Source organism: Bacillus sp. JJ1566, from assembly GCF_036962685.1.
GTDB lineage: Bacteria > Bacillota > Bacilli > Bacillales > Bacillaceae_L > Ferdinandcohnia.
In genome coordinates this window covers 39,130-49,789 of record NZ_JBALOP010000010.1, presented here as the reverse complement: position 1 = coordinate 49,789, position 10,660 = coordinate 39,130, and the positions used below count along the sequence as shown (strand labels likewise).

The 10,660-nt window shown below is 37.7% G+C and carries 13 protein-coding genes; 7 read left to right on the top strand and 6 right to left on the bottom strand.

The window, feature by feature from the left end:
- The first annotated feature begins 54 nt into the window (after positions 1-54).
- Entirely contained in the window at positions 55-1,128 is a 1,074-nt protein-coding gene (locus V7112_RS05775; RefSeq protein ID WP_335416627.1) for a branched-chain amino acid aminotransferase, read from the top strand.
- Positions 1,129-1,199: 71 nt separating this feature from the next.
- Here V7112_RS05775 and V7112_RS05770 read toward each other — a convergent pair whose 3' ends face one another.
- From V7112_RS05770 to V7112_RS05760, 3 genes are all read right to left on the bottom strand, one after another.
- The gene (locus V7112_RS05770) at positions 1,200-1,565 is read right to left on the bottom strand and encodes a hypothetical protein (protein ID WP_335416625.1); all 366 of its coding nucleotides are present in this window, start codon (positions 1,563-1,565) and stop codon (positions 1,200-1,202) included.
- Positions 1,566-1,746: 181 nt separating this feature from the next.
- On the bottom strand, positions 1,747-3,096 hold the full coding sequence (locus V7112_RS05765) for a DUF4179 domain-containing protein (protein ID WP_335416623.1): 1,350 nt from the start codon (positions 3,094-3,096) through the stop codon (positions 1,747-1,749).
- Complete coding sequence (locus tag V7112_RS05760) at positions 3,071-3,616, bottom strand: sigma-70 family RNA polymerase sigma factor (protein WP_335416621.1); 546 nt, start codon at positions 3,614-3,616, stop codon at positions 3,071-3,073. The genes V7112_RS05765 and V7112_RS05760 overlap by 26 nt, the downstream gene beginning before the upstream one ends.
- A 247-nt stretch (positions 3,617-3,863) precedes the next feature.
- Between V7112_RS05760 and V7112_RS05755 the strand changes: the two genes are divergently transcribed.
- From V7112_RS05755 to V7112_RS05745, 3 genes are read left to right on the top strand one after another with little or no spacing between them, the layout of a single operon-like run.
- Positions 3,864-4,922: an LLM class flavin-dependent oxidoreductase gene (locus V7112_RS05755; protein ID WP_335416620.1), complete on the top strand. Its 1,059-nt coding sequence runs from the start codon at positions 3,864-3,866 to the stop codon at positions 4,920-4,922.
- Positions 4,923-4,941: 19 nt separating this feature from the next.
- On the top strand, positions 4,942-5,412 hold the full coding sequence (locus V7112_RS05750; RefSeq protein ID WP_335416618.1) for a hypothetical protein: 471 nt from the start codon (positions 4,942-4,944) through the stop codon (positions 5,410-5,412).
- Between the two features lie 42 nt (positions 5,413-5,454).
- The gene (locus tag V7112_RS05745; protein ID WP_335416616.1) at positions 5,455-5,871 is read left to right on the top strand and encodes a hypothetical protein; all 417 of its coding nucleotides are present in this window, start codon (positions 5,455-5,457) and stop codon (positions 5,869-5,871) included.
- 85 nt (positions 5,872-5,956) lie between these two features.
- Here V7112_RS05745 and V7112_RS05740 read toward each other — a convergent pair whose 3' ends face one another.
- A complete protein-coding gene (locus tag V7112_RS05740; protein WP_335416614.1) occupies positions 5,957-6,220 on the bottom strand; it encodes a phage holin family protein in 264 nt (87 codons plus the stop codon).
- 174 nt (positions 6,221-6,394) lie between these two features.
- Between V7112_RS05740 and V7112_RS05735 the strand changes: the two genes are divergently transcribed.
- The 3 genes from V7112_RS05735 to V7112_RS05725 are packed head-to-tail and all read left to right on the top strand — an operon-like array spanning position 6,395 to position 8,853.
- Complete coding sequence (locus V7112_RS05735; RefSeq protein WP_335416612.1) at positions 6,395-7,117, top strand: ABC transporter ATP-binding protein; 723 nt, start codon at positions 6,395-6,397, stop codon at positions 7,115-7,117.
- The gene (locus V7112_RS05730; RefSeq protein ID WP_335416610.1) at positions 7,114-8,175 is read left to right on the top strand and encodes an ABC transporter permease; all 1,062 of its coding nucleotides are present in this window, start codon (positions 7,114-7,116) and stop codon (positions 8,173-8,175) included. The genes V7112_RS05735 and V7112_RS05730 overlap by 4 nt, the downstream gene beginning before the upstream one ends.
- A gap of 18 nt (positions 8,176-8,193) precedes the next feature.
- The gene (locus V7112_RS05725; protein ID WP_335416606.1) at positions 8,194-8,853 is read left to right on the top strand and encodes a TetR/AcrR family transcriptional regulator; all 660 of its coding nucleotides are present in this window, start codon (positions 8,194-8,196) and stop codon (positions 8,851-8,853) included.
- A gap of 40 nt (positions 8,854-8,893) precedes the next feature.
- On the opposite strand, the gene V7112_RS05720 is transcribed toward V7112_RS05725, so the two are convergent.
- Together V7112_RS05720 and V7112_RS05715 are read right to left on the bottom strand one after the other, a co-directional pair.
- Positions 8,894-10,096: an MFS transporter gene (locus tag V7112_RS05720; protein ID WP_335416605.1), complete on the bottom strand. Its 1,203-nt coding sequence runs from the start codon at positions 10,094-10,096 to the stop codon at positions 8,894-8,896.
- Positions 10,097-10,109: 13 nt separating this feature from the next.
- A complete protein-coding gene (locus V7112_RS05715; RefSeq protein ID WP_335416603.1) occupies positions 10,110-10,514 on the bottom strand; it encodes a MarR family winged helix-turn-helix transcriptional regulator in 405 nt (134 codons plus the stop codon).
- Positions 10,515-10,660 lie beyond the last annotated feature (146 nt).

Below are 10,660 nucleotides of genomic sequence, written 5' to 3'. Positions count from 1 at the left end.
ATATAAGATTTCGATAATTATTCTGATTTATATTAAACGAAAGCTGGGATTAACATGACGACAGATTTAAAACTTGACATCACCCTTACAACTCAGAAAAAAGAAATTCCTCCATTTGATCAGTTGGTGTTTGGAACTAGCTTCACTGACCATATGTTTATGTGGGATTATACGGAAGGAAAGGGTTGGCACGATGCTCGAATTGTTCCATATCAATCAATTCCTTTAGATCCTGCTGCAACTGTGTTTCATTATGGTCAATCCGTATTTGAAGGATTAAAAGCCTATCGTACAAAGGATGAGGAAATTTTATTATTCAGACCAGATCAAAACATGAAAAGATTCAATAAGTCTAACCAGCGTTTAGTCATGCCGCAGTTTGACGAAGAATTTGCCCTTCATGCTTTGAAGAAGCTGATTGAAATCGATAGAGATTGGGTTCCGAATCTTCCAGGTACTTCCTTGTATATCCGACCATTTATGATTGCTACGGAAGCACATCTTGGCGTCGATCCGGCTAAAAACTATAAACTTATGATTATTTTATCCCCAGTTGGTTCTTATTATAAAGAGGGTATCAATCCTGTAAAAATTGCTGTGGAAAATAAATATGTTCGTGCCGTTGCAGGAGGAACAGGTGATGCAAAAACAGCAGGAAACTATGCTGCGAGTTTATTAGCATCAGAAATTGCAGGTGAAAACGGGTATTCTCAAGTATTATGGCTTGACGGTAGAGATAGAGAATATATTGAAGAAGTAGGAAGCATGAATATCTTCTTTAAAATCAATGGAGAAGTGATTACGCCGGCATTAAACGGTAGTATTCTCGATGGAATCACTCGAAAGTCAATTATTGAACTCTTAAAACACTGGAATGTACCTGTAACAGAACGAAAAATTTCGATTCATGAAATTCAAGAGGCCTATAATGATGGTGTACTTGAGGAAGTCTTTGGAACTGGAACAGCTGCTGTTATTTCACCTGTAGGAGAACTATTCTACAATAATGAAAAAATGAACATTAACAACGGTGAGACAGGAGAACTATCCAAAAAACTATACGATACAATTACTAGTATCCAAAACGGTACAAAAGAAGATCCGTTTGGATGGACTGTAAAACTTTAAGATTTAAAAAATCGTGTTTACCGATGGGGTAGACACGATTTTTTTGTTACTCGCAGTTATAGTCCTTATCATTATAGAAAGAAAACCAACCAATAAATATAAGAAGCAAGAAGCAGCACAACATATGCCCATGACAGTATGCGTTGCCATGTTTTTGTCTTGAAGGTTGTAAATAGGAATGTAATTGGTACGAGTGTCCAAGGTAGTAAGAGTAATAGACTTAGTAAAAACAATCCGACTGAAGGACCGAGTGTTCCAAGCTCAATTGACATTTGTGCTAAGTAGGCTGATGCTCCTAATCCAATCGGCGAGAGTAGAAGAAGGAAGTAACTTTTAAGTCGGAATGCTGAGAAAAAAACGCTGAGAGATTCTGTTTCAAATATAGTGAATTTGAAATGAGAGAGTGGTACGCGAATTTTTTCAGGAACTAATTGCATTTTCATCACTCCTACTAATATAGTATCAAGGGTCTGGAAAAAAGAAGCTTCTCTATATATTATACGTATTATACAGTAAAAGGTTTTGTATTTATACATAATATTCCATTTTCTAGATTTTATGGCTAACTTGTATGAAATTCAGAGGCCAACCGGTGTATCGGTTGGCCCTAATTTAAAATTATTTTAAATCTATTTCAAGCTCTAAATCCGAAAACACTTCGTAAGTAGCATCATGCATTAATAATTGCGAGGATTCCGGATTCTTTACTTTCGGATAAGTTACCTCAAGAAGGCGATCATGTTTTTTATAAGAAATAGCTTGATAGTCTATCTCATTACTGCGATCTCTTATTATCGGGAAAATCGGCAATAAGGCATCCATTTCAAAATAAACGATAGTTCTTCCGGGTTCATTTTTAATATCGGCTACTTTAATCTTAGAATCAGTTTCTAAGATGGCCCCATGATTAAATGGCACAGTAATTTCATCCCATATATATCCATTATCAGTTACCTTTTCTCCCTCATAGGTTACAATGTACGGAATTATTTTATATAAATATGAATTACTTTTTCTTGGAATTTCAACCTTTTCATTTATCATTAGTTCAGGAGCGTCAAGGTCATATGAATCATTGCCGCCCCTTCTGCTCTGATTGTCTAGATATACTATTCCGTCCGAGCCAAGTGCGACCACCTTAATGTCATAATGACTTAATTCTGGGTAGGATTTTTCTAATTTTAGTTTTGTTCCTGTGTTTAATTGTAAGTGGGATGGAGTAAGACGAGCTTGGTTGACAGCAAAGTAGTTACCTTTCTTGTCCTCTTTTTTAGCAACACTTGATTTTTTGATAAATTCTTTTTCCTTCAGTAAATCGAATGTGAATGACCAATTTCCTTCGACATTATTGATTGATGTAATATGAATTTCAATCTCTGGATTTTCCGGAAAACCTTCCGATGTTTCAAACTGAAAAACATCACCTGTATCGAACACTGTATTTGTATGCATTCCACTGTAGATTGGGTTACTCTTGTAATTTCCGTCAACATACAGGTCTAAAGAAATGGAAGTTTCTTTAATGAATTCCATTGAACCAGTTAATTCTAAACGATAGGAAATAGCCATTCGCTGGCTGTCAAGATACCCTTCCTCAAGGATAACCTTTAATCCCTGATCCTCTGACTCTAGTGATAGATTCTTTGTCTTTCCTTCCATGGCCATTCTTTTAAGTCCAGCATCACCGACATTATAAAAAATACTATCAGTGTACGAAACTCCTTCTGTTCCTTTCTTACCGTTAAAATGGTCTTCAGGTCCAAAATAATATGAAGTAAACAATACCCCGCCAATTGCCAAAATAAATAGGGAAGCAATACTAGCCATAATAGTAGGCATCTGAAAGAAATAGCGTTTTCGCTGCCTGTTTCCAGATAATAGGGCTGTTTGGACTGTTTCATTAAGCTTATCAGTAGGGACGGTAACGTGATCTACCATACTTTTAATATCTTGATGAAGCTTTTCCATATGTATCTCCTCCGTCTTCAAGTTTTTCTTTTACCAATTGAAGTGTCCGATGTAATTGGGACTTAATTGTACCTTCAGGTTTATCAAGAATCTCAGAGATTTCATTAATGGAGTAACCATAATAAAAACGTAAAAGAAGCAATGATTTTTGGTGTGGTTTTAACTGTTCAAAGACAAGCTCGATATCCATTGCCATGACTGTTTTATTTTCATCATTCCGGCCGGGGTCGAACCAGTCCATTTCTAGGGGTATAATATTTTTAGATTTTCTGATATGGTCAATTGCTGTATTGATAAGAATTCTAGTAATCCATGTTGAAAAATAACCGATCTCTTTTAATCTATCAAAGGATTTGAAGCCCTTTATGATTGCATCCTGTACGATGTCTAAAGCATCTTGTTCATTTTTTACATAAGAATAAGCTACTCTATAAAGTTTTTCCTGTTCCTTTTTGATGAGTGCTTCAAAGGAATGTCCATTGGACTTTGAACTCTTATAAAAGGATTTAAAAATAGACATTTGTAAAGGACCACTCCCTTCGTTAGCTTTTATTTTACAATGAATATATCTATTTAGACATGACTGGTTAGTCCGGCTCTAGCAACTGTCTACTTATTAGACTTGGTGCATGCATTATTCGTTCCATTCATTTTTATATGATTGCTTCAAATCCTAAAAATTTGCATCAGAACTTACAATATTAAATAATAGAGGTAGTTATAAAGTAGGAACTATCATAAGGAATTTACTATTGGGGGTACAGACATTGGAAATAGGAATTAGTACTTTTGTTGAGACAACACCAGATCCACGAACTGGCGAGGTCATCAGTCATGCACAAAGAATTCGTGAGGTTGTGGAGGAAATTGTGCTTGCCGATCAAGTGGGCTTGGATATTTTTGGAGTCGGAGAGCATCATCGGGAGGATTATGCAGCTTCAGCACCAGCAATGGTACTTGCAGCGGCAGCCTCACAAACTAAGAAAATTCGCTTAACAAGTGCAGTTACTGTACTTTCTTCGGCTGATCCGGTTCGAGTGTTTCAGGATTTCGCAACACTTGATGCCATTTCAAATGGTCGTGCCGAGATTATGGCAGGAAGAGGCTCTTTTATCGAATCATTCCCCCTGTTTGGCTATGATTTACAGGATTACGATGAGCTTTTTGAAGAAAAGTTGGATCTATTGCTTCACATTCAAAAGTCAGAAAAAGTAACTTGGCAAGGGAAGCATCGACCATCCATCAATAACCGTGGAATCTATCCAAGACCTGTTCAAGATCCATTACCAATCTGGATTGGAAGTGGTGGGAACCAGGAATCAGTTGTTCGTGCAGGGCTATTAGGATTGCCACTAGTCCTAGCGATCATTGGCGGCAGACCGACTCAATTTGCACCACTTGTTGAATTATATAAGAGGGCAGTTACTCATGCGGGGCATGATTTCTCAAAATTAGCAGTTGCTTCTCATTCCCACGGGTTTGTTGGAGAAACGATGGAAGAAGCGGCGGAAAAGTTCTTCCCATCAACTGCACAAGCAATGAGTAAATTAGGACAGGAGCGTGGCTGGGGGCCGTATACACGTGAAAGCTTTGACTTTGCCCGAAGCTTTGAGGGTGCGTTATATGTAGGTGACCCTGAGTATGTTGCCAATAAAATTATTGCCCTACGTAAAAATGTAGGAGTCACACGTTTTATGCTGCATTGCCCTGTCGGCACAATGCCGCATGAAGATGTTATGCGCTCAATCGAACTATTGGGTAAAGAAGTAGCACCACGCGTTAGAGAAGAAGTTGCAAAATGGGAAGCAGAGAACGAAGTAAAGTAAGGATATTGAGGAGAATATAATGAGTAATCTATCTCATAAGCAATTAGCAACAGAATGCTTCAACAAAGTGTGGGAAATCCTTGAAAAATCAGATCGTACGGTCAATGAAACAGAGGAAATGATTCACCTATGTCATACCTCGTTTTGGCACTGGACGCAGGTACATGATCATACCGAACAAAATCTATCAATAGGATATTGGCAGCTTTCTCGGGTTTATGCAGTAGCTGAAAATGGAGAGCAGGCTCTATACTATGCAGAGCGATGTGTAGAAATTAGTAAAAATGCAGAGTTAGCTCCATTTTATATTGGGTATGGATATGAGGCGTTGGCAAGATCTTATGTCCTACTAAATAAAAAGGAGCAAGCTGAAGAAGCCATTATCCAAGTAAAACGGTACACAGAACTTGTGAAAATGGAAGAAAGTAAAAAGCTATTACTAGTAGATTTAGCAGATTTAATGAAAAAATATCATGAGCTGCACGCATAATCCGTGTAAAATATTGGGATATTACTACCTGAGGTGAATAATATGAAAAAAGTAGTAATATCCCTGCTTACTCTTGTCATCTTTTTCCCATACTATGTCGGTGCACAGGCGAATGTTGAATGTCCAAATGTAAGCCAGTTAGAGAACACAACGGTGATTTATAAAGATGAGCTTTTAAAGGCTTTAGAAACCATTATCCCCCGTACCTTTGGGGAGAGTGACTACTTAAATCACTATGCTGATTGGGAAGTCGTTACAGCACAGCCATTAGATGAAAATGTGGCAAAGGAATATCAAATGTCCTCCAATTATTGTGGTAAAGAAATCGCGGATAAATCTTGGTTAGTCGAATTGCATTTTCCTAGATGGGAAGGAAAAAGTGACATTGCATCAGATGGCCAAATTTTTGTATCGAAAAGCAAAGATAAAGGTTGGTTCGTCTGGTACAAAAATCAATAAAGTGAAACACACAAACAACGCTTGGAAAAAACCAAGCGTTTTGCTATTTTTATGAGTGAAAATAGATTAGTGCATTCGTGTGTACTTATTTTTTTGTGAATCTTGCCTCAGCCGTTTGTTTATACAATTGATGACCGAAAACCGCAACCCCAGCTGCAATTACTCCATTATAGACAGCCTCTGCAGTAAACCCGTAGAAAAATGTGCCACCTACTAAAGAGATACCTAATAAAATCCATGTAATCGACCAATTTGGAATACTAGGAGTAGCCTTAAGAAAATAACCAATTACCCAAAGAGCTGGAACCAACATATAATAATTTTCATTTAAAAATTGTAGCAAGTCCATAGTTGTCACCTCCCTTAGTCTATCGTATGAACGAGAGGAACAATGTGCTTGTTCGAATGTCCTAACTTCAAAAAAAATTTGTAAGTGAATACTCACTTTTATATTGACGGGATTAGAAGATAGGGCCATAATGTGAGTAATCACTCATTTTTAGGTTAAAAGGGAGGTATTATAATGACCAATACGATAGAAATTGAAAAAGTTAGTAAAAGCTTTGGAAAAAATGTCGTGTTAAATGAAATCGAACTTTCCATCAAGGAAGGAAGTATATATGGATTTATAGGGCCTTCAGGAGCGGGTAAAACAACGTTGGTCAAAATGATTGTTGGGATGGATTCTCCTGACGATGGATCTATTCAAGTGCTTGGAAAGAAAATGCCCAATTTGCAGCTGTTGCAGGACATCGGTTATATGGCCCAAGCCGATGCACTTTACACAGAGCTGACGGGGAAGGAAAATCTCGCCTTTTTTGCTGCACTTTATAAGTTAAATCGAGCTCAAACAAAAGAACGAATTGCATATACGGCAACACTCGTGAACCTTACCGATGATTTAAATAAAAAGGTCTCTGCCTACTCTGGGGGAATGAAACGCCGTTTGTCACTAGCCATCGCCTTAATTCAAAATCCGAAAATGCTCATTTTAGATGAACCAACTGTTGGTATTGACCCTGAGTTAAGACTCATTATTTGGAATGAATTAATCCGACTAAGAGATGAAGGTAAAACAATCATCGTCACAACTCATGTCATGGAAGAGGCGGAACGATGCGATTATATTGCAATGGTCCGGGATGGTCGAATTTTAACTAGAGGTACCCCAACAGAATTGAAAAAAACGTACCAAGCAAGTAATTTCGATGAGGTATTTTTACATGCGGGGAGGGCGAAACAATGAGGATTTTTGCACTTATAAAAAGAATCTTTCAGCAGCTGCTTCGTGACAAGCGGACACTGGCCTTATTATTTGTAGCTCCACTATTAATACTAACCCTTATGTATGTCATGTTTAATGGGGATTCATCAGAACCAACCTTGGGAGTTGTGGATGTTGATGATACCCTTTTAGAAGCACTGAAAGAAAATGATATTGACCTCGTAGAGTTAGAACAAGCGACCAATCCTAAGGAATCGATTCTTGAACACGAGCTAGATGCATTGCTAGTAATGAACAATGAGCAGATCGTACTTACACTAACAAATAGTGACCCAACTTCCGCAAAAGCGTTACAAATGAAGGTGAATCAAGTATTTGCCGCTCAGACACAGGATAAGCTAGTCAGTCAAATACCTAACCTAGGCCAAATGCCCAAAAAAGAACCTGAAACAAACTATGTATACGGCAGCGATGAAACAGTCTTTTTTGATGTGCTGAGTCCCATTTTAATCGGGTTTTTTGTCTTCTTTTTTGTGTTTTTAATTTCTGGGATTGGTTTGTTAAAAGAACGAACAACGGGAACGTTGGAGCGTCTTTTGTCAACTCCGATTCGAAGAGGGGAAATTGTCACAGCCTATCTAGTCGGGTTCGGGATCTTCGCGATTATACAAACGGTGATTGTTGTCTTTTTTGCCATTTCAGTGTTAGACGTGACCTTAGTTGGCTCGATTTGGAATGTACTCGTAATCAACTTACTTTTGGCGTTAGTTGCGCTATCCTTAGGAATCCTACTATCCGCTTTTGCGGCTTCTGAGTTTCAAATGGTACAATTCATTCCAGTGGCAGTTATTCCACAAATCTTCTTTTCGGGCATCATCCCACTTGAAGGAATGGCGAACTGGCTTCAAGCAATCGCGAAAGTTATGCCACTATACTATGCTGCAGATGCATTAAAGGGAGTTATGTATCAAGGCTTAGGATTCACCGATATAAGCTTGAACCTTTTAGCATTGGCCGTATTCGCTACTATTTTTATCGTTTTAAACGTATTTGCGTTGAAAAAATACCGCGCATTGTAACTAAGGAAGTGAAAGAATGTGTCTAAGGATAATCTATTAGATGCCCTAATCGAACAAACCAAATTATCAAAAAAACAAACCGACAAACAACAGAAAATCATTGAAACAGCAATCCAAATGTTTGCGGAAAAAGGTTATGCTAATACATCGACAAATGAGATTGCAAAAGCTGCTGGAGTAGCAGAAGGTACCATTTTTCGTCATTATGGCACGAAGGATAATTTATTACTTTCAGTCATCCTTCCTTTTCTAAAGGAGGCATTACCAAGTATAGCCGAAAATGTGTTTAAAGAGGTGTTAACTGAGGAGACCCTCCATTTCGAAGACTTTTTAAAAGGGCTCTTTAAAAATAGGATTGAATTCGTCATCGAAAATAGAGAAATCTTTCAAATCATTGTGAAGGAATTATTATATAGTGACTCCTTACGCCAAGAAATTGCTCCATTTTTTGCGGATAGTGTGGCAAAGCGGATTACTCAAGCCATTGAGTTGTTTAAGGACCGCGGGGAAATAAAAGATTTACCAACCCATTTATTGAAAGATATGCTTTTGACGACTTTCGGTGGTTTTCTCGTCACGAATTTTGTTCTTTTACCATCCCAAGAAAAAATGGATATCGACCAAGAAGTAGATAAGCTTGTCAATTTTGTTATAGACGGAATCCGAAACCGAAACTAACAATGCCTTGCCCAACAAATCACTGGGCAAGGCTTCTTTTTTACATGGAGATTGATGTTGTTGGACTTTTTTGACCTGCCTCTTTTTTTCCGTGCATGAAGAAGTAAAGAACAATGGTTAACAAAGCGATAATGCTTAAAATGAAATACAGCTTGCTGTACCCGGTTAACGGAATAAGAAAACCTAATAGATAAGGACCAAATCCTAGTCCAGCATCTAAAAAGATATAAAAAGTTGAAGTCGCAAGTCCCATGCGATGTGCTGGAGTCAACTTGATCGCGACAGCTTGGGTACATGACTGCATATTTCCAAATCCAAGACCAATAAGCGCACCAGAAATAAGAAGGGTAACGCTGTTATGAGCAATACTTAAGAGAAACATCCCAATCGCTAGTATAAAAAAGGCCGGATACATGACATAGTTAGCTCCTTTTATATCCATCAAACGACCAGTGAAAGGACGTGAGATGAGAACCGCAATTGAATAGACAAGGAAGAAAAAGCTTGCTGCCGTCACTAACTCAATTTCGATCGCATAAAAATTGATGAATGAAAGAACACTTGCATAACAAAGTGAAATCGCCAACGTAACAAATGCAATTGGAAGTGCCTTTGGTTCAACAAATTGAGCAATCGAAAAGCCTTTTTTCTCTTGATTTTGATTTGTTTCATTCTCAAGTGGTGGGACATACAATATGAGCGAAGTGAGTAATCCAATGACGCCAATAACTAGACATAGACTGAAGATAACTTGGTAGCTCGTATGCTGAGACATAAACAATCCGATAAATGGACCAATTGCTGTTGCTAATGTCGCACTCATACTGAAATAACCAATTCCTTCACCTCTGCGTTTTGGGGGAATGATTTGTGCGACGATTGTACCAGTAGCTGTGCTGGCAATACCAAGTGTAATCCCGTGAATGAAACGATTGATGAGAAGAAACGTGATTCCAGCATGTACGAAGTATAAGAAGGTCGTAATAGTAAATAAAACCAATCCAATAAATAATGTTTTTTTACGACCAATCAAATCAATAAATCGTCCGATAAAAAGGCGACCAATTAACGTTCCTACGATAAATATTCCAGTAACAAGCCCAGCTTGGCTTGTAGAAGCACCGTATTCATCAACTGCATAAACGGCAATGATGACAACCAAAAGATAAAAGACAAATGTTAAGAAAAAATTGATGGAGGAAACGATAATAAAATCCTTCGTCCAAAGTTTTTGATTTTCCAAGTTGAAACTCCTCCTACTTTATTAAATTGTTCCGTATTGCTTTCATAACATGTATAGCCTCAAGTAGTTCCTTCTCAGAAACACCTTTTATTATTTCTATTTCAAATTCATCAACCGTTTTTCGGACATCCTGATAAACTTTTTTCCCGAGATTAGTAAGCTGCATTCTCTTTTCTCGTTTGTCTTTTCCAGGGATGTGTTCTACATATCCAAGTTCTTCTAAACGATTAATGGTTCTTGTAACTGTAGGCTTTTCAACACCGAGGTAATTCGAAATTTCCACGAGTGTGGGGGAGCCAAAATTTACAATATAATAAAGAATCGACCATTGCGCACGATAAAGCTGATGTTTACCAAGTTCAACATTCAGCTTACTCTCAAAAGGCCGGTACATTTGTGTTAATTGTTGAAAAAACAATTGAAATGTTTCGATTGGAGTTCACTCCTTTTTTTAAATAGTTATCGAGGGTAACTATTTGATAATAATATCAGAAATGATTGTAATAGTCTATGGTAAAAAACAATCAAATGCGCCTTGGCGTATTTGCGCCCAGATTTTTTAGG